The organism is Pseudolabrys sp. (assembly GCF_050250095.1).
GTDB lineage: Bacteria > Pseudomonadota > Alphaproteobacteria > Rhizobiales > Xanthobacteraceae > Pseudolabrys.
The window spans coordinates 1-19,668 of record NZ_JBFWPH010000007.1 but is presented as its reverse complement, the minus strand read 5'-3'; the positions used below and the strand labels follow the sequence as shown (position 1 = coordinate 19,668).

General features: G+C 65.8%; 16 protein-coding genes. 6 read left to right on the top strand and 10 right to left on the bottom strand.

The genetic code is table 11. The features are described 5' to 3' along the window. Positions 1-9: 9 nt before the first annotated feature. Entirely contained in the window at positions 10-804 is a 795-nt protein-coding gene (locus AB7F10_RS17920) for a hypothetical protein (RefSeq protein WP_428564005.1), read from the bottom strand. 127 nt (positions 805-931) lie between these two features. Then, positions 932-1,984, bottom strand: a complete 1,053-nt coding sequence (locus AB7F10_RS17915; protein ID WP_428564002.1) for an alcohol dehydrogenase — start codon at positions 1,982-1,984, stop codon at positions 932-934. 255 nt (positions 1,985-2,239) lie between these two features. On the opposite strand from AB7F10_RS17915, the gene AB7F10_RS17910 reads away from it, so the two are divergent. Further along, on the top strand, positions 2,240-5,068 hold the full coding sequence (locus AB7F10_RS17910) for a [protein-PII] uridylyltransferase (protein ID WP_428563999.1): 2,829 nt from the start codon (positions 2,240-2,242) through the stop codon (positions 5,066-5,068). Positions 5,069-5,185: 117 nt separating this feature from the next. After that, on the top strand, positions 5,186-7,306 hold the full coding sequence (locus tag AB7F10_RS17905) for a transglycosylase domain-containing protein (RefSeq protein WP_428563996.1): 2,121 nt from the start codon (positions 5,186-5,188) through the stop codon (positions 7,304-7,306). Between the two features lie 60 nt (positions 7,307-7,366). On the opposite strand, the gene AB7F10_RS17900 is transcribed toward AB7F10_RS17905, so the two are convergent. From AB7F10_RS17900 to AB7F10_RS17880, 5 genes are all read right to left on the bottom strand, one after another. After that, positions 7,367-8,560, bottom strand: coding sequence for a multidrug effflux MFS transporter (locus AB7F10_RS17900; protein WP_428563993.1), 1,194 nt, complete (start codon positions 8,558-8,560; stop codon positions 7,367-7,369). Between the two features lie 8 nt (positions 8,561-8,568). Next, complete coding sequence (locus AB7F10_RS17895; protein WP_428563990.1) at positions 8,569-9,354, bottom strand: M48 family metallopeptidase; 786 nt, start codon at positions 9,352-9,354, stop codon at positions 8,569-8,571. A gap of 121 nt (positions 9,355-9,475) precedes the next feature. Then, entirely contained in the window at positions 9,476-10,828 is a 1,353-nt protein-coding gene (locus AB7F10_RS17890; protein WP_428563987.1) for a polyhydroxyalkanoate depolymerase, read from the bottom strand. 138 nt (positions 10,829-10,966) lie between these two features. Then, positions 10,967-11,785, bottom strand: a complete 819-nt coding sequence (locus AB7F10_RS17885) for an ABC transporter permease (protein ID WP_428563984.1) — start codon at positions 11,783-11,785, stop codon at positions 10,967-10,969. Then, positions 11,782-12,552: an ABC transporter ATP-binding protein gene (locus tag AB7F10_RS17880; RefSeq protein WP_428563981.1), complete on the bottom strand. Its 771-nt coding sequence runs from the start codon at positions 12,550-12,552 to the stop codon at positions 11,782-11,784. Before AB7F10_RS17880 ends, AB7F10_RS17885 begins: the two co-directional genes overlap by 4 nt. Positions 12,553-12,670: 118 nt before the next feature. Here AB7F10_RS17880 and AB7F10_RS17875 point away from each other — a divergent pair, with 118 nt between their 5' ends. Both AB7F10_RS17875 and AB7F10_RS17870 read left to right on the top strand, forming a co-directional pair. Then, entirely contained in the window at positions 12,671-13,999 is a 1,329-nt protein-coding gene (locus tag AB7F10_RS17875) for an ActS/PrrB/RegB family redox-sensitive histidine kinase (protein WP_428563978.1), read from the top strand. Positions 14,000-14,103: 104 nt separating this feature from the next. Beyond that, entirely contained in the window at positions 14,104-14,682 is a 579-nt protein-coding gene (locus tag AB7F10_RS17870; RefSeq protein WP_428563975.1) for an ActR/PrrA/RegA family redox response regulator transcription factor, read from the top strand. 15 nt (positions 14,683-14,697) lie between these two features. Here AB7F10_RS17870 and AB7F10_RS17865 read toward each other — a convergent pair whose 3' ends face one another. Then, complete coding sequence (locus AB7F10_RS17865) at positions 14,698-15,186, bottom strand: MmcB family DNA repair protein (RefSeq protein WP_428563972.1); 489 nt, start codon at positions 15,184-15,186, stop codon at positions 14,698-14,700. A gap of 130 nt (positions 15,187-15,316) precedes the next feature. Between AB7F10_RS17865 and AB7F10_RS17860 the strand changes: the two genes are divergently transcribed. Then, positions 15,317-16,171, top strand: coding sequence for an alpha/beta hydrolase (locus tag AB7F10_RS17860; RefSeq protein ID WP_428563969.1), 855 nt, complete (start codon positions 15,317-15,319; stop codon positions 16,169-16,171). Positions 16,172-16,184: 13 nt separating this feature from the next. Here AB7F10_RS17860 and AB7F10_RS17855 read toward each other — a convergent pair whose 3' ends face one another. Beyond that, positions 16,185-16,955: a sulfite exporter TauE/SafE family protein gene (locus tag AB7F10_RS17855; RefSeq protein ID WP_428563966.1), complete on the bottom strand. Its 771-nt coding sequence runs from the start codon at positions 16,953-16,955 to the stop codon at positions 16,185-16,187. Positions 16,956-17,019: 64 nt separating this feature from the next. Beyond that, complete coding sequence (locus tag AB7F10_RS17850; RefSeq protein WP_428563963.1) at positions 17,020-18,240, bottom strand: acyl-CoA dehydrogenase; 1,221 nt, start codon at positions 18,238-18,240, stop codon at positions 17,020-17,022. Between the two features lie 294 nt (positions 18,241-18,534). Between AB7F10_RS17850 and AB7F10_RS17845 the strand changes: the two genes are divergently transcribed. Continuing rightward, positions 18,535-19,569 carry a YeiH family protein gene (locus tag AB7F10_RS17845; protein WP_428563960.1) on the top strand — a complete coding sequence of 345 codons (1,035 nt, stop codon included), beginning with the start codon at positions 18,535-18,537 and terminating at the stop codon, positions 19,567-19,569. Positions 19,570-19,668: the final 99 nt, after the last annotated feature.

Sequence of the window (19,668 nt, the reverse complement as noted above, 5' to 3'; positions counted from 1 at the left end):
CCCTTGACCTCAGACCGCCACGCCGCGGCGGCGCGCGGCAAATACCAGCAACCCCCAGCCCACCGAGATCGACAGCGCAAGCGACAGCGCGACGGCCGAGCCAAACGGTCGAACCGCAAAATGCAGCGCGGTCGCCGCGAATGCGAAGCCGACGAGACCGAGCACGCCGTTCGACAACACCGCCGCGGTCGGCCGCCCGCCGACGCGGGGATGCATGATCACCATGATGCTCAACAGGATGATCGGAAGCACCGCGAGAATGCCGCTGCTCGCGGGGCCGATCCGGAAGCTCAGCGTCACCGTCACGCCCACCAGCAGCGCCGCCAGCACGGCGCGCAACAGCATCTCGTACCAGCGCGACGGCGTGCGCGGCACCGCCGTCAGGCGCAGCGGCCGCACGAGCCACAGCGCGACGGGCAACGCAACGAGGTTGAACAGCGCCGCGCCTGCCCAGCTCCACGAGATCGCATTGATCGCCAGCGCGATCGCGAGCCAGACCATCAACCCCACACTGACGCTGAGACCGAGCGAGCGCCGCTGCGCGAGGAGCGCGTAGACGACTGCGAATGCGACGTTGGCGACGTTGATTGCAAGCGTCGTCACCGCGCTGTCGGCAATGAACTGGGTGTCGTGGTCCATCGCGAGGAAGACATAGACCGGACCGGCGCCAAGCGGCAGCGTCGCGATCAACCCGCCGACCAGCGGCCCGGCGCGCTCCGCCCCCACTGTCGCGCCGATCACGAACAGCGCGGTCACGATCATGCGGATCGCGAGCACAATGGCGAAAGACGTTTCAACGGTCATGGAGAGAATCACTTGCGGCCGGCGGGGCGGCGGTCGCGGCCTTTGTCGGCAACCAGGGCCGCGCGGTCAAGGCCGCGCGGCGCACACCTCGCATGCGGGGAATCCTGCGGCGGCCGTGACGGCAGACTCAGGGCGTCAGCACGACGCGGCCGACGACCTTGTTGGCTTTCAGGTTGTCGAGCACCTTCTGGCCGTTGTCGAGCTTGGTCGTCGCGGTCGGCAGCAGCGGCAGGGGAATCCGCCGCACCAGCTTCACCAGCTCGTTCAGTTCGGCGAGGCTGCCGGTGTAGGAGCCCTGCAGCGTCGCCGCCCGCATCGGCAGATAGGGCACCGGAATGGTGACGTCGCCGCCGAACAGGCCCACCACGATCACCTTGCCGCCCTTTGCGATGCTGTCGAACGCCATTTTCGTGGTGTTACCGGCGCCGACGAAATCGATCACCCCCCAGACCGCGCCGCCCGCCGCCGCTTTGACCTGTTCGAGCACGTCCGCCGCCTTGCCATCGATCACCGCGAGCGCGCCGGCCCGCTTTGCGGCCTCGCGCTTGGCGAGATCGATATCGACGACGATGGCGCCCTTGCCCTTCATCGCTTTCAGGATCGAGATGCAGATCAGACCGAGACCGCCGGCGCCGATCACCACGACCGGTTCGGTCTTGATGAGCGAGCCGAGCTTCTTCAGCGCGCCATAAGCCGTGAGACCCGAACAGGCGAGCGGCGCGGCGAATTCCGGCCGCATCTTGCCGTAGTTCACGAGATAACGCGGATGCGGCACCATCATGTGCGTTGCATAGCCGCCGTCGCGGAACACACCGAGGAACCGCGGCGACATGCAGAGCTGGTCGTCGCCGCGCTTGCAGACCGCGCATTGGCCGCAGCCGATCCAGGGAAACACCAGCCGCTTGTCACCGACCTTGACGCCGCGCGCCTGCGGCCCGACAGCGACCACCTCGCCGACATTCTCGTGCCCCATCGTCAGCGGCAGCTTCACGCCGCGATCGGTCAGCTTCAGGGTCTTGCCGCCGCCGAGATTGTAGTAGCCATCCCAGATATGAAGATCGCTGTGGCAGACGCCGGCGGCCAGCACCTTGAGAAAGACTTCGGTCCCGGTCGGCTTCGGATTGGCGACTTCGGCGAATTCCAGCGGCTCACCGCAACGGCACAATTGCAGGCTTCTCATCGGACCCTCGTTTCACGCCTCTCCGGCGCAGGATAGCAGCCGGCCGGGCAAAGCCATCCTTTTTGCGGCACGACAGCGCGCCCGGCGCCAGCAATAATCCTCCAAATTTCGGCGTTTTCCAGCTTGAAAACGGCGGCTGTCTTTCAGTAAATCAGGCTTCCCGGTGAATTGTCGCTGTCGGCCGGAACGGGCGACGGCCGGAAACTTGTGGGGCAGCGGTGATACCGTCCGCCGCCTCCGCTATCCGGGTGCCTCATGTCCTCCCTCGCGACCGATCGCAACGATGCCGCCGGCCGCGAGCAGACGGGACGTCCCGCCATCGATCTCGTCGATTTTGGCGCCGTCGCCGCGGATTTCGAGAAGTCCGCCAAGACCCACCGCAGCGACGAAGCGGCGCTACGGACCGCGCTCGCGCAGCGCATGAAAGCCGCGCTGGTCGAGGGGCGCGCCCGCGCCGAGCAGTTGCTGCTCCAAGACCGTCATGGCCGCCGCTGTGCCGAGCGCATCTGCCGCCTCGAAGACAAGCTGATCGGCCTGCTGTTCGATTTCGTTCGCAAGCATCTTTATCCGTCGCAGAACCCGTCCGAGGCCGAGCGGATGGCGATCGTCGCCACCGGCGGCTATGGCCGCGGCCTGCAGGCGCCGGACTCCGACATCGATCTGCTGTTCCTGCTGCCTTACAAGCAGACGGCCTGGGGCGAGTCGGTCGCGGAGACCATTCTCTATTGCCTCTGGGACGCTGGCCTGAAGGTCGGCCACGCCACCCGTTCCATCAACGAGTGCATCCGTCAGGCCAAGGCGGACATGACGATCCGCACCGCGATCCTCGAGGCGCGCTTCCTGTTCGGCGACCGCAAGCTGTTCGACGAGCTGGCGACGCGCTTCGACGAGGACGTGGTGCAGAACACCGCCGCCGAATTCGTCGCCGCCAAGCTCGCCGAGCGCGAGGAGCGGCATCGCCGCGCCGGGCAGTCGCGCTATCTGGTCGAACCCAACGTCAAGGACGGCAAGGGCGGCTTGCGCGACCTGCACACGCTGTTCTGGATCGCGAAGTACGTCTACCGCGTGCGCGAGCCGGACGAGCTGATCAAGCGCGGAGTGTTCGATCGTGCCGAGTACAACCAGTTCCGCCGTTGCGAAGACCTGTTGTGGTCGGTGCGCTGCCACATGCATTTCATCACCGGCCGCGCCGAGGAGCGGCTGTCGTTCGACATCCAGCGCGAGATCGCGGTGCGGCTCGGCTACACCGAGCATCCGGGCCTGAAGGACGTCGAGCGCTTCATGAAGCATTACTTTCTGATCGCGAAAGACGTCGGCGACCTGACCGCGATCCTCTGCGCCGAACTGGAGGACAGCCACGCCAAGAGCGGCCCGGTACTGAGCCGCATGATGGCGAAGCTGCGGCCGGTCAAGCGCCGCCAGCTTGCCGAGAGCGACGACTTCATCGTCGACCACAACCGCATCACCATCGCCAACGCGCAGGTGTTCAAGCGGCGGCCGATCAACCTGATCGGAATTTTCCATCTCGCGCAGAAGCACAATCTGGCGCTGCACCCGGACACCCAGCGCGCGATCACCCGTTCGCTGAAGCTGATCGACGCCGACCTGCGCAACGACGAGGAAGCCAACGAGCTGTTCCTCGAAATTCTGACGTCGAAAAACGATCCCGAAACCGTGCTGCGGCGTATGAACGAGGCTGGCGTGCTCGGCAAGTTCGTGCCGGATTTCGGCCGCATCGTCGCGATGATGCAATTCAACATGTACCACCACTATACGGTGGACGAGCATCTGCTGCGCTGCATCGGCTTCCTGACCGACATGGAGCGCGACAACAGCGCGGACACGCCGCTCGCCAACGAACTGATGAAGAACATCCAGCCGCAAAACCGGCGGGTGCTCTATGTAGCGCTGTTCCTGCACGACATCGCCAAGGGACGGCCGGAGGACCACTCGATCGCCGGCATGAAGATCGCCAAGCGCCTGTGCCCGCGTTTCGGCCTGTCGGCGCGCGAAACCGAAACGGTGGCATGGCTGATCGAGCACCATCTTCTCATGTCCACCATCGCGCAGTCGCGCGACCTCTCGGACCGCCGGACCATCGAGAATTTCGCCGGCGTGATGCAATCGCTCGAGCAGTTGAAGCTGCTGACGATCCTGACCACCGCTGACATCAAGGGCGTCGGCCCCGGCGTGTGGAACGGCTGGAAGGCGCAGCTCATCCGCACGCTTTATTATGAGACCGAGCCAGTGCTGACCGGCGGCTTCTCCGAGGTCAACCGCGCCCAGCGCGTCGCCATCGCGCAGAAGGATCTGCGTGGCGCGCTGTCGGATTGGCCGGCCGGCGAACTCGATGCTTACATGGCCCGGCTCTATCCCGCCTACTGGCTCAAGGTCGATCTGGCGCACAAGATCGAACACGCGCGCTTCGTCCGCGAAGCCGAAAAGGCCGGCAAGCGGCTTGCGACGAAAATCGGATTCAATGCCGAACGCGGCATCACCGAGCTGACGATCCTGACGCCCGATCATCCGCGGCTGCTGTCGATCGTCGCCGGCGCCTGCGCCGCCACCGGCGCCAATATCGTCGACGCGCAGATCTATACGACGACGGACGGGCTCGCGCTCGACACCATCTCGGTGTCGCGCGAATTCGACCAGGACGAGGACGAGGAGCGCCGCGCCCGCCGCATCGCCGAAGCGATCGAGAAGGCGCTGCATGGCGATATGCGGCTTCCCGAGGTGGTGGCGAAGCGCTCCGCATCGAAGGGGCGCATCCGCGCCTTCGCCGTCGAGCCGGCGGTCACCATCAATAACCAGTGGTCGCACCGCTACACGATGGTCGAGGTCACCGGCCTCGACCGCACCGGCCTCCTTTACGAACTCACCGCCACGCTGTCGAAGCTCAATCTCAACATCGCCTCGGCGCATGTCGCGACCTTCGGCGAGCGGGTGGTCGACGTCTTCTATGTCACCGATCTTCTGGGCGCGCAGATCACGTCGCCGACCCGTCAGGCCGCGATCAAGCGCGCGCTGCTTGGGCTTTTCCCGAGCGCCGAGGCGGCCACCAAAACGGCAAAAAACGGCTGAATTTCAGCATGTTACCGCCACGCTGCCGCCGGTAACGGCCCCTTAAATCGCGCCGCATAGCGTTGCCTGCGGGGAGACCGGACGGCCAGCCGCCGTCGGCAGTTTTCGGGACGAGCGATGGCGGGACGGCAGAATAAAGGCGAACGCCGCGAACCGGTGTTCGATTCGGACTCGGGGCCTGCCCTGCGCGCCGACCCTGCCGACCGGCCATCGGGTCCGCGCACGTCACGCAAATCCTCTTCGCGCAAACGCCGCAAGCGCCGTGGTGGCGGCAGCGGCAAGCGCCGCTCGCTGCTCGGCCGGCTCGCTTATTGGTGCGTCGTTCTCACCATCTGGGGCGGCGTCGCGACCGCCGGCATCGTCGTCTGGGTCGGCGCGCATCTGCCGCCGATCCAGTCGCTCGAGATCCCGAAGCGCCCGCCCTCGATTCATATCGTCGATCTCCGTGCGCGGCCCCTTGCGGTGCGCGGCGACACCGCCGGCGCGATCCTGAAGCTGAAAGAACTGCCGCCCTATCTGCCGAATGCCTTCATCGCCATCGAGGACCGGCGGTTCTATTCGCATGTCGGCATCGATCCGTTCGGCATCGCCCGCGCGCTGATGGCAAACGTGCTGCATCGCGGCGTCAGCCAGGGCGGCTCGACGATCACGCAACAACTCGCCAAGAACCTGTTCCTGACGCAGGACCGCACCATTCACCGCAAGCTGCAGGAGGCGATGCTCGCGCTGTGGCTGGAATGGAAGTTCACCAAGGCGGAGATCCTCGAACTCTATCTCAACCGCATTTATTTCGGCTCCGGCGCGACCGGCATCGAACAGGCCGCGCAGCGCTATTTCGGCAAGCCGGCGCGGCAGGTCAATGTCGCCGAAGCCGCCCTGCTCGCCGGCCTTGTCAAATCGCCGTCGCGGCTCGCGCCGACGCGCAATTTCGACGGCGCGGAGAAGCGCGCTCGCATCGTGCTCGACGCCATGAAGGATTGCGGCTTCATCACCGCGGCGACCGAGCGCACGGCGCTCGCCAAGCCGCCGAAGATCGTCGCCCAGGCGAGCGGCGGCGGCGTCAACTACGTCGCCGACTGGGTGATGGACGCCGTCAACGACCTGGTCGGTCATATCGATCAGGATCTCGTCGTCGTCACCACCATCGATGCCGGCATGCAGGCCGTCGCCGAGCAGGCGCTGGTCGACGAACTCAACGCCAAGGGCGCGAAGGGCGGCGTCAGCCAGGGCGCTCTCGTCTCGATGACGCCGGACGGCGCGGTGCGCGCGCTGGTCGGTGGGCGCGACTACGGCGAAAGCCAGTTCAACCGCGCGGTCGCCGCGCGGCGGCAGCCCGGCTCGTCGTTCAAGCCGTTCGTTTACCTGACCGCGCTGGAACACGGCCTGACGCCGGACACCGTGCGCCCCGACAAGCCGATCAAGATCAAGGGCTGGAGCCCGGAAAACTACAGCCACGAATATTTGGGCGACGTCACGCTGACGCAGGCGCTGGCGATGTCGCTCAATACGGTTTCGGTGCGGCTGACGCTGGAATTCTCGCCGATGGCGGTGATCCGCACCGCGCACCGGCTCGGCATCGCCTCACGGCTCGAACCGAACGCCTCGATCTCCCTCGGCACCTCGGAGGTCACGCTGCTGGAGCTGACCGGCGCCTATGCGCCGATCGCCAATGGCGGCCTCGCCGTGATGCCGCATGTGGTCGAGCGCATTTCGACGCCGGAGGGCAAAGTCCTCTATCAACACCGCGATCAGCCGCTCGGCCGCATCATCGATCCGACGATCGACGCCGAGATGAACGCGATGATGATGGAGACGCTGAAGATCGGCACCGCGCACAAGGCGAGCCTGCCGGGCTGGCAGGCGGCCGGCAAGACCGGCACCAGCCAGGATTTCCGCGACGCCTGGTTCATCGGCTACACACCGCATCTTGTCACCGGGGTCTGGCTCGGCAACGACGACAACTCGCCGACCAGGAAGACCACCGGCGGCGGCATGCCGGTGGAAATCTGGAGCCGCTACATGCGCGCGGCGCATCAGGGCGTGCCGGTCGCGCAGCTTCCCGCGCCCGCGAACAATGACGGTGGCGGCGGATTGATCTCCGCGCTCAAGAGCCTCGCCAATGCGGCAAGCGGCGGCGACCGGCCGCCGGCCGTCGCGCCCTCACAGACGCCGGAGCCGCAACAGCAGAATCGCGGCCTCGACGGCTGGCTGCTCGACAATCTGTTTGGACGGCGATAGCGTTTTCAAGCGAAGTGGGAACCGGTTCGCGTGAAGAAAACGCGCATAAAAAACGCGCGATTAAACTCCCCGCACCCGCACGCCGCGTGTCGTGACCCACGCCAGCAGCACCAGCACGCCGACAATCGCAATCGTCAGCGCAAGCGGCCAGGCGCTCGCGCCGAGCGCAAGGCCGACCAGCGCACCAACGATAGCTGCGCCGCTTTGCTGCACGAAGCCGACGAGCGATGATGCCGCCCCCGCCCGTTCCGGAAACCGCGTCAACGCGCCGGCCGCCGCCTGCGGCAGCACCAGCCCCATGCCGCCGAGATAGATCGCGACTGTGGCGACGAGCGTGAAGGCCGACGCATGGCCGCTCGCCACCGCCGCCACCATGCAAAGCCCGCCGAAGGCCTGGGCAGCGGCGCCGATGCCGATGGTGCCGTCGAGCCCAAGCCGCCCGACGATCCGCGCGGCAATCATCGCGCCCACCATGTAACCCGCCGAGGCGGCCGCAAAGGCAAGGCCGAACACGAAGGCATCGAGCCCGAACAAGCCCTGCAGCACGAATGACGCGCCGGAAATCCAGGCGAACAGACCGGCATAGGTCGTCACCGCGATGGCCGCATAAGCGAGATAAGACGGGCTTTTCACCAGAACCCGGAACGATCGCAGAATCGACCCCGGCGACACCGGCTCGTCGGCGCGAATCCTCAGCGTCTCGGGGAGCAGCGCGAAAACCATCGCGGCAAGCAACACGCCGGCAACGACCAGCAGGTAGAACGTCGAGCGCCACCCGAAGGCGGTCTCCAGCACGCCGCCGAGCGCCGGCGCAATGACGGGCGCGAGCGCCATCACCGCGCTGATCACCGACATTTCGCGCCCGGCGCGCGCGCCGGAATAGAGGTCGCGCACCACGGCACGGCCCAGCACGATGCCGCCGGAACCGCCAATGCCCTGCACCACGCGCGCGGCGACCAGCACCTCGATCGTGGGCGCGAGCGCAGCCACCACCGTCGCCGCGATATAGAGACCGAGCGCGACAAGCAGCACCGGCCTGCGGCCGTGGCGGTCGGCGAACGGTCCCCAGATGATCTGCCCGACGGCAAATCCGACGAGATAGGTGGAAATCGTCAGCTGCGTCTGCGCGGTCGTGGCATCGAGATTGGTCGCGATCTCCGGCAGCGACGGCACATACATGTCGGTGGTGAGCGGCCCGATGCCGGTCAGCGCCGCGAGCAGCGCCGTCATCGCGAAGGTTCCGGGGCGAAGCACGAAGGGCTCTAATCCACCGCGGTTGTGGAGGCCGCATCCGTCTGCGCGCGGGCGCCGTAGCGATGCAGGTCCGAGCCGTTCTCGTCGAGCCAATGCTTGGCCTCCGAGAAGTTCGGGCAGATGCGCTCGACCAGCCGCCAGAACCGGCGCGAATGATTCATCTCGATCAGGTGAGCCACTTCGTGGCAGGCGAGATAATCGAGCACGACGGGCGGCGCGAGAATAAGACGCCAGGAATAGGATAAAACGCCGGTCGCGGAGCACGAGCCCCAGCGGCTGACCTGATCGCGGATCGCGATGCGTGCGATGCCGACGCCGAGCGCGGCGGCCGCCCGTTCGCTCGCTGCGGCGAGGTCGCGCCGCGCCTCGCGCTTGAGGAAGTCCTGCACGCGCCGCGCGACATGCGGCGTGTCGCCGGCGACGCAGAGCAGCCGCTCGCCGCCCGTAATCTCGGCCCAGACTGTGCCGCGCGCGCCGCGGCGATGCACGATGCGGTGCGGCGCGCCGCGCAGCGGAATCGCGGTGCCGTCGGCGAAAGCGACCGGCTCAGGCATGCGTTCGAGCCGCGAGGCAATCCAGGCGCCGTGCTTCTGCGCGAATTCTTTTGCGTCGCGCAGATTGCCGCGCGGCGGCAGCGTCAGCAGCACCTCGCGCGTCGCGGCGTTGATGCGCAGCGTGTAACGCCGCGCCTGCGGATTACGCGCAAGTCGAACCAAATACGCCGACTGTTCGAAGAAAACCGTAACGGTCTCCGGCTGCGGATCGCTGCGTCTGAGCAAAGCGCGCAAGGTCATGACACGGTCCCGATCGCGGAAAGTGCGCCGGCAAGCAAAGCAGCGGATGAAGCCGACCCGAATGGGTTTCAGCTAAACCGCCGGCCAACGCAACCGATTTGTAGTGACGCGCGCGAACCCGTCAATTCTTGACAACGGAGAACTTTGGCGCAGGGCGTTCCGCCGGCTTGGCGCGCGCGGCGCCGTTGCTCAGGACGAAATCCGAAATGCGTGGCGCAATTTCGGCGCGGAACCGGGAACCGTTGAACACGCCGTAGTGTCCGACGCTGGGCTGAACATAATGCGTCTTGCGGTCGGCGGGGATGTTCGAGCACAACCGCTGCGCGGCTTCGGTCTGTCCCACCGCCGAAATGTCGTCGTTTTCGCCCTCGACCGTCATCAACGCGACCCGCGTGATCTTGCCCGGATCGATCGGCGTGCCGCGATGCGTCAGTTCACCCTTCGGCAGCAAATGACGAATGAACACGGCATCGACGGTCTGAAGATAGAATTCCGCGGTCAAATCCATCACCGCGAGGTATTCGTCGTAAAATTCGCGGTGTTTCTGCGCGGAATCGCCGTCACCCTTCACCAGATTCAGGAACAGGTCGCGATGCGCCTCGAGATGGCGATCGAGATTCATGCTGACGAAGCCGTGCAGCTGCAGGAACCCCGGATAGACGTCGCGCATGAAACCCGGATGCGGGAACGGCACCTTGGTGATGACGTGGGAGCGGAACCACTCGAGACCGCGCGTTTCGGCGAGCTGGTTGACCGCGTTGGAATTGATGCGGGTGTCGATCGGCCCGCCCATCAGCACCATCGAATGCGGGACGTAAGGGTCGTTCTTCGCCTCCATCGAGGCGATAGCGGCAAGCACCGGAACCGACGGCTGGCACACGGCGATGACGTGACAGTCGCCTTCCAGCCTGTGCAGGATCGAAACCACATAGTCGACGTAATCGTCGAGATCGAAACGGCCCGCAGACAGGGGCACCATGCGCGCATCGACCCACTCGGTGATGTAGACGTCATGGTTGGGCAGGAACGTCTCGACCGTGCCGCGCAGCAGCGTGGCGTAATGTCCCGACATCGGCGCGACGATCAGCAGTTTCGGCTGCGGCCGTCGGGGCGGACGCGAGAACACACGCTCGAAATGCAGGAGCTTGCAGAACGGCCGCTCCCAGACGCTGTTGATGCGCACCGGGATATGCTCGCCGCCGACCGTGGTTTCCTCGATGTCCCACCCCGGCTGCCGGTAGCGGCGCGTCGTGCGCTCGAACAGCTCGGCGGCGGCGGCGACCGATTTACCGTAGGTCGTGTGTGCGAAGGGATTGGCGGGGTTCTTGAAATAGAGCCGGGTCGCATCGGCGACGGCGCGCGCGGGATTCAGCGCAGCCTGGCCCAGTTCGTACATCCAGTAGAGCGGCGTCGCGAGGTGCAAACCTCCGCCGCCTTCGAGGCTTGCGGCCCCGTCGAATTCACCGATCGGCAATGACGTCTTCCCCAACCCGTTTTGCAGCGCAGCAGGGTGTCCCGATTTGCCCATAGGGTCAATATAGGACGCATCGGTGGATTTCGCGTTTACGCCGGCGCATGGCAGAAAATCAAAATAATTTCAGTAGCTTATGAGTTATTCACCGGTCTGAATAAGCGACCCGTGCTCGCGGGCGCTCTCCAGCAGCCAGAGGAAGGCCCATGATGCAGCTGCGAACAGCACGATATTGAAGGCCAGCGCCTCGATCATCAGATCGGCGCGGAAGGTGTGGTCGATGATGAGCGCGCGCATGCCCTCGAACACATAGGTCGGCGGCAGCGCCCAGGCGACCCATTGCAGCCAGACCGGCAACACCGCGACCGGGTAATAGACGCAGGTCAGCGGCAGAAACAGGAACATGATGGTCCAGGCGAGACTCTCCGCGCCGAGACCGTTCCGCAGCAGCAGTCCGGCGACGAATATCCCGATCGCCCAGCTCGTCAGGATCAGATTGAGGAAGAACGCCGCCAGCGCGAGGCCGAGCGCCCACAGGTTGAAGCCGAAGAACGCGATGGCGAGGAACGACACCGGGATCATGCCGATCGACAATCGCACGATACTCATGATCATCAGCGAGACGATCAGCTCCACGGGCCGCAGCGGTGACATCATGATGTTGCCGAGGTTGCGCGCGTACATTTCCTCGAGGAACGAGATCGAAAAGCCAAGCTGGCCACGAAACAAAATGTCCCACAACAGCACCGCGCCGATGAAAACGCCGCTCGCCTGCGCGAAGTAGCCACCGTGCTGCGAGACGTAAAGCTGCAGGAAGCCCCACATCAGCATCTGCACCGTCGGCCAGTAGATCAGGTCGAGGATGCGCGGCCACGACGAGCTCAGGAGATACCAGTAACGCCGCACCATGGCGCTGACCCGGCGCACCGAAAAGGCTTGTGTCGCGCTGGCGGGACTCATTGTGCGGCCTCCCGCTCGCGGCCGCGGGCGACGTCGAGGAACACCTCCTCGAGATTGCGCCGGCCGTAGCGCGCCAGCAGTTTTTCCGGCGTGTCGTCGTCCTCGATGCGGCCGCGCTTCATGATGATGACGCGCGCGCAGAGCCGCTCCACCTCGCTCATGTTGTGCGAAGCGAGCAGCACGGTCGCGCCGCGCCGGCGGCAGAATGTCTCAAGCCGTCCACGCACCCAGTCCGCGGTGTCGGGATCGAGCGAGGCGGTCGGCTCGTCCAGCAGCAGGACTTCCGGCTCGTTCAGCAGCGATTTCGCCAGCGCAACGCGGGTTTTCTGCCCGGCCGACAGCTTGCCGTTGGGACGGTCGATGAACTCGGTGAGATCGAGGTCGGCCGCAAGCGCCGCGATCCGCGCCGGCACGTCGTCGACGCCGTACAGTTCGGCGAACACCGTGAGATTCTGCCGCACCGTGAGCCGCATCGGCATGTCGACATAGGGGCTCTCGAAATTCATCCGGTGCAGCACGCGATAGCGCTCGCGCGGCATCGCGGCGCCAAGCACGTTGACCGCGCCCGAGGTCGGCGTCACCAGCCCCATGATCATCGCGATCGTGGTAGTTTTGCCGGCGCCGTTGCCGCCAAGCAGGCCGGTGATCGACCCCGGCGACAGGGCAAATGTGATATCGTCGACCGCCACCACCCCGTTGTAGACCTTGCGCAACCGCTCGACCGCGATGGCGGAATTCACAGTGGCGGATATGGCGATGGCGTCCATGAACGGTCCGGGTTCCAGGCTTCGATGTGACGCGGCGCGCCGTGTCGCGCAAGCCCCGCCGCAGCATAGCGGATGGACGCGATTTTGAGTGCCGACAAGGGCACGATAAAGTGCCCGCATGCTCGATTTTGGCGTCGCCCAACATCGCCCGCGCCGGACCGTGCGCCTCGAAACGCTGGTGCGGCTGCGCTGGCTCGCCATCGTCGGCCAGACCACGGCGGTGCTGGCTGTCGAATACGGCCTCGAATTCGAATTCCCGTTCTGGGCCTGCCTCGCCGTCATCGCGCTGTCGGCCTGGCTCAATGTCGCGCTGCGGCTGCGCTTCCATCAGACCCAGCGGCTCGACCCCGACCGGGTCGCCTGGCTCTTGGCCTTCGACATCGCCGAACTTGCGGTGCTGCTCTATCTCACCGGCGGGTTGCAGAACCCGTTCGCCTTCCTGTTCCTGTCGCCGGTCCTGATTTCCGCGACCGCGCTGCCGCCGCGCTACACGCTGGTGCTCGGCGCCTTCGCGGTGGTCTGCGCCACCGTGCTGGTGTTCGTCCATTACCCGCTGCCGTGGGACGCCGACGAGCCGCTGGTTCTGCCGCCGATCTACATGATGGCGGTGTGGCTTTCGATCCTGCTCGCGCTCGGCTTCATCAGCGTCTACGCCTGGCAGATCACCGAGGAGTCGCGCCAACTCGCCAATGCGCTCGCCGCCACCGAACTCGCGCTGACGCACGAGCAGCATCTGTCGCAGCTCGACGGCCTCGCCGCCGCCGCCGCGCACGAACTGGCGACGCCGCTCTCGACCATCTCCGTGATCGCGCGCGAACTGGAACGCTCGATCGAGCAAGGCTCGCCCCATGCCGAGGACGTGCGGCTGCTGCGCGAGCAGGCAACGCGCTGCCGCGAGATCATCGCCAAGTTGACGGAACTGTCGTCGAGCGGCGAACCGTTCGACCGCGTGAAGCTGTCGACGCTGATCGAGGAACTGGTCGCGCCGCACCGCGACTTCGGCGTCGAAATCGCGGTGACGCTCGACCGCGGCGCCGACACCGAACCGGTCGGCGCCCGCAATCCGGCGATCCTCTACGGGGTCGGCAACATTCTCGAAAACGCCGTCGATTTCGCAAATGAGCGCGTCACGGTCGATGCCACCTGGACCGACGACGACGTCATCATCACGGTGGCCGACGACGGCCCTGGCTTCGATCCCGATATTCTCGACCGCGTCGGTGAGCCTTACGTGACGACGCGGCCACGCCGCGCCGACAGCGACGACAGCGAGGATGCCGGCCTCGGCCTCGGTTTCTTCATCGCCAAGACGCTGCTGGAGCGGACCGGCGCGACGCTGCGGTTCCGCAACCGGCAGCCGCCGCAACGTGGCGCGGTCATCACGCTGCGATGGAACCGCGACGTTTTCGAACGAACCGCCGGCAATCCGGGCGTCACGGTGTCGTGATGGCGGGATTTTTTCGATAGGATTGGCGCGGCAAAGCCATTATGCTCGCTGTCACAATCACACAGTCTCGCACAAACAACTGAAGGGCGTTGGAACACGCAATCATGATGGATGTCCTGACCGAAAGCAGCACCACGGTTCACCGCGACGCAATCCCGGAGGAGCGGACGCTGCTGATCGTCGACGACGACAAGTCATTTTTGCAGCGCATCGCCAAGGCGATCGAAGGCCGCGGCTTCGAGGTCACGATCGCCGAGTCGGTCGCGGAAGGTCTGCGCCAGGTCGAACGCGACGCGCCGGCTTTCGCCGTGGTCGACATGCGGCTCGGCGACGGCAACGGCCTCGATGTCATTTCGGCGTTGAAGCGCCGGCGTCCCGAGGCGCGCGGCATCATCATGACCGGCTACGGCAACATCGCGACCGCGGTGACCGCCGTGAAGCTCGGCGCCGTCGACTATCTGGCGAAGCCGGTCGACGCCGACGACGTCGTCGCCGCCCTGCTTGCGCAGGACCGCAAGGACATCGACCCGCCGGAAAATCCGATGTCGGCCGACCGCGTGCGGTGGGAACACATCCAGCGCATTTACGAGCTGTGCGGCCGCAACGTTTCGGAAACCGCGCGCCGGCTCAACATGCACCGCCGCACGCTGCAGCGTATCCTGGCGAAGCGCGCTCCGCGCTAGCGAAGACAGCCGGCTCTAGGTGAAATCCCCATAAGGCCCGTTCGGGTCGGCGAGCGCCTGCAGACGCAGCGCCGCCGCGCGGGCAAAGCACAGCATCATGCTCTTGCGCGTCGCTGCGGCGAGCCGGTGATGCGGCGCCTCGCGCAACACCGTCGCGCCATAGGCATCCGCAACGATGAGGCCGGCATCCTCCGGAAAGATCTCGGCCGGCACGGTCGCCGCGGTCGCAAAAAACAGGCGGTCGCAGTGCAACCGATAGTCCTGCCACTTCTGATCGGCGCGAAAATCGGCGATCGACGACTTCACCTCGACGATCCAGATTTCACCGCCGGCATCGAGCGCGACAAGATCGGCGCGGCGGCCCGAATTGAGAGGCAGCTCCTGCACGCACGAAAAGCCGTGCGACAGCAGCAGCCGCGCGGTCCCGCGCGCGACCAGCAATGCTGTTTCCGACTGGCGGCCGTCGACCGGAATCTCGATCGGCCGCTGAATGATCCGGCTCATGGCGGGAACTTATCGCGTTTCGGCGTGGCGAACAAAACCGGAGCGGCCCGCTTGCCAAAAACTCAGGCTTGCCGCGGCTGGCACAATGCAGCAATGTCCGGCCGAATTTGACGGACGAGAGGTTGGCTGCATGGCGATTGACTACAAGGCAGAGTACGACACCCGTTCACGGGTGAAGGAACACCCGGAGATTTTCGCGCGCTGGAAGCGCAACGCCGCCGCCTATCGCGAAGCCCGCAAGGCGGATGGCACGAAAATCGACGTTGCCTATGGTCCCTCGCCGCGCCAGATCTACGATTTCTTCCCCGCCAATTCCCGCGACTCCAATGCGCCGCTTGCGGTCTTCATCCACGGCGGCTTCTGGCGCGCCTTCGAGCCGGCGAGCTTCAGCCACGTCGCGCGCGGCATGAACGAGCGCGGCCTCGACGTCGCGCTGCTCGGCTACGATCTCTGTCCGCAAGTGACGCTTGCTGCGATCATCGACCAGACGCGCGCGGCCTGCATCGCGCTGTGGAAGGCGCACGGCAAGCGCATCACCGTGGTTGGAAACTCGGCAGGTGGCCACCTCACCGCCTGCATGGTGGCGACCGACTTCAAGGCGCTGGACGCCGATGTGCCGGCCGACCTCGCTCATATCGGCTACGCCATTTCCGGCGTGTTCGAGCTTGAGCCGGTCCTGCACACGCCGGTCAACGACTCGCTCAAGCTCGACCATGACGAGGCCTACAAGCTCTCGCCGATCTACTGGCAGGTACCGACCGGCCATGTGCTCGACTGCGTGGTCGGCGGCGATGAATCCGCCGAGTTCCTGCGCCAGAGCAAGGCCATTGCGGACGCCTGGGGCGGCCGCGGCGTGTGGACGCGCTATGAAGAGCTTCCCGGCGCCAATCACTTCTCGGCCATCGACCCGCTCGAAGACCCGGACAGCGCGATGGTGGCGCGGATTGTGGAGCTGGCGCAGCGCTCGGCCGGCCTGCCGCTGTGACGGCTGTGCAGCCTCAGAACCAGTAGCGGCGAGCGAACGCGATCGTCAGCAGCGCCCCCACGGCGACGATCAGCACCCTCATCACTTCGCGCGGGATGATGCGCGCGAGGTACGAGCCGGCGAGGCCTCCGACCAGCGTTCCCGCCATCAGCGCGAAGGTCTGCGGCCAATGCACGACGCCCTGCCGCCAGAAAATCAGCGTGGCCACCGTAGAGTTCAGGCTCATGACGAAATTCTTCGTCACATTGGCCGAGCGGTAGTCGCCGCCGGTCGCGACCGAGAACACCGCCAGCATCATGATGCCGACCCCGGCGCCGAAATAGCCGCCATAGAGCGATACCGGCAGGATGAATTTCAGGCTGGCGATGTTGATGGCGAGTTCGCGGCCGCGTTCGGCCGCCCGTGCGCGCAGCCACCGGCCGAGACGCTCCGAAAATGCAAACAGCACCGTGGCGAAGCCAAGTAGCAGCGGCACGATCATCGAAAACAGGCGCTCAGGCGTCAGCACCAGCAGCGCCGCGCCGATGCCGGCGCCGGCGATCGATGCGGTCACGAGGCCGGCGAAGTCGCGGTTGAGCGGCGGCAATTGCTTGCGGTCGGCCAGCGCCGCCAGCATGGTCGCCGGCGTCAGCGCGATCAGATTGGTGACCGCAGCGATCTGCGGCGAAAAACCCAACGCGATCAGCACCGGATAGACGACGATCGCCGCGCCACCGACAATCGTCGCAATAATGCCACCCAATACGCCAACTCCGGCCAGCATGGCGATGACGGTGTGGTCCATGGGAATGAAATTCCAAAGTCACACCCCGCGCCGGGCGGCGCGGGGCCTGTCGCGAGAGGCGAGCCTAGAAGAACGCCTGAATGCCGGTCTGCGCGCGCCCGAGGATGAGCGCGTGAATGTCGTGCGTGCCCTCGTAGGTATTCACGGTCTCGAGGTTCGAGAGCACGCGCATGACGTGATACTCGTCGGAGATGCCGTTGCCGCCGTGCATGTCACGGGCGACCCGCGCGATGTCGAGCGCCTTGCCGCAATTGTTGCGCTTCATCAGCGAAATCGACGGCGGCGCGGCGCGATGATCCTCCAGCATGCGGCCGAGCCGCAGCGCACCGGCGAGGCCGAGCGCGATCTCGGTCTGCATGTCGGCGAGCTTCTTCTGGACGAGTTGGTTCGCCGCCAGCGGCCGGTTGAACTGCTTGCGATCGAGGGTGTATTGCCGCGCCGCGTGCCAGCAGAACTCGGCGGCGCCCATCGCGCCCCAGGCGATGCCGTAGCGCGCGTTGTTGAGGCAGCCGAACGGACCGGCGAGGCCCTGCACGTTCGGCAGCAGCGCATCCTCGCCCACCACGCAGTCTTCCAGCACGATTTCGCCGGTGATCGAGGCGCGAAGCGACAGCTTGCCCTCGATCTTCGGGGTCGAGAAACCCTTGGCGCCGCGCTCGACCACGAAGCCGCGGATCTTGCCGTCGAGCTTCGCCCAAACCACCGCGATGTCGGCGACCGGCGAATTGGAAATCCAGGTCTTGGCGCCGTTGAGCTTGTAGCCCCCCGCCACCTTCTCGGCGCGCGTCACCATCGAGCCGGGATCGGAGCCGTGGTCCGGCTCGGTCAGGCCGAAGCAACCGATCAGCTCGGAGGTCGCGAGCTTGGGCAGATATTTCCGCCGCTGCGCCTCGGTGCCGTAGGCATAGATCGGATACATCACCAGCGAAGACTGCACCGACATCATCGAGCGGTAGCCTGAGTCGACACGCTCGATCTCGCGGGCGATCAGGCCATAGGCGACATAGCCGAGGCCGGCGCCGCCGTATTCCTCCGGGATCGTCGGACCGAGCAGGCCGAGCTTGCCCATCTCGGGGAGAATGGTCTTGTCATAGGTTTCGGTCGCATAGGCCTCGCGGATGCGCGGCATCAGATAGTCCTGCGCAAAGCCGCGCGCGGTATCGCGCACCATGCGCTCCTCTTCCGAGAGATCGTGCTCGAGATCGAGCGGGTCTTCCCAGACGAAGTTGGAATCCTTCAGCGAGACCGCCGGCTTGCCGGTCGTCTTCTCAGCCAGTTGCGACATCGATCATGCTCCTTCGGCAACGGGCCCCATTATAGACCGCCGCAAAGGCGGGCAAAACCGGGGCTTCCGGGCCATGTTTCAGGCTCTCTTTTGCAGCGATCACACGGCCGCAGCAAGCCCCGGCCGGTGACAGGCATCGGATACGCCCGCGCCGGCGCAAGAGCCGGGCACGGGGTACCGTCGCGCACAGGCGCCATGCCTCAAATCGGCGTTGTCACGATGGCCGGCCTCGAATAAGCCGATTTGCTCCGCCGCCATTGTTTCAACCGTCCAATCCGGTCGCAATTTCCACCGATGCGCGTGGCCAGCCTCATTCCCGGCATCGCTCTGTGCGGCGTCATCACGCTTGCGGCCATCGTGCTGCAGCGGGTCGAGGAAAACGTCATCGGGCACCTCTATATCGAGGAGCTTGTGCTGGCGATCCTCGTCGGCACCGCGATCCGCACCGCATGGACGCCCGGGCCCGACTGGAAGGCCGGCATCGACTTCTGCGCCAGGTTCCCGCTGGAGATCGCCGTCGCGCTGCTCGGCGCGACCGTCAGTTTCGCGACGCTCGCGACGGTCGGCTGGCCGCTGATCGCCGGCATCGCGGCGATCGTCGTCACGGCATTGATCGCAAGCTACGCGATCTGCCGCGCCCTAGGACTGAGCCGCAAGCTCGCCATTCTTGTCTCCTGCGGCAACTCAATCTGCGGCAATTCGGCCATCGCGGCGGTCGCGCCTGTCATTGGCGCGAGCGGGCGTGATATCGCCTCCTCGATCGCCTTCACGGCGTTTCTCGGCGTCGTCGTCGTGCTGCTGCTGCCGCTGCTGGTTCCGCTGCTGCAACTCTCGCAATCGCAATACGGCGTCGTCGCCGGTCTCACCGTCTATGCCGTGCCGCAGGTGCTGGCGGCAACGCTGCCGATCGGCGCGTTGAGCAACCAGATCGGAACGCTGGTGAAGCTGGTGCGGGTGCTGATGCTCGGCCCGCTGGTGATCGTGCTGTCGGTGTTTGCGGGGCGCATGCCCGCCAAGGGCGGCGAAACGCCGACACCCGCCGCGACGCGGCGCACGCTGCCGGTGCACCAGTTCGTGCCGTGGTTCATTGTCGCCTTCGTCGCGCTGGCCATGGTGCGGTCCGCCGGCGCCCTGCCGGCCGGAACGATCGCGCCGATCACCATCGCCTCGAAATGGCTGACCGCCGTTTCGATGGCGGCCCTGGGCCTCGGCGTCGACCTTAAAAGCATCGCGGACGCCGGGCCCAGAATCACCGTCGCCGTGACCGTTTCGCTGGCCGCGCTGATTGCGATGAGCCTCCTGCTCATCCGGGTCGTCGGCATTCATTAGGGCCGCAGCCGGCCTCGGTTGCCCCGGCGCAGGCCTTGGTTTATTCAGGCGGACAAGCGCCCGTAGCTCAGCTGGATAGAGCGCTGCCCTCCGAAGGCA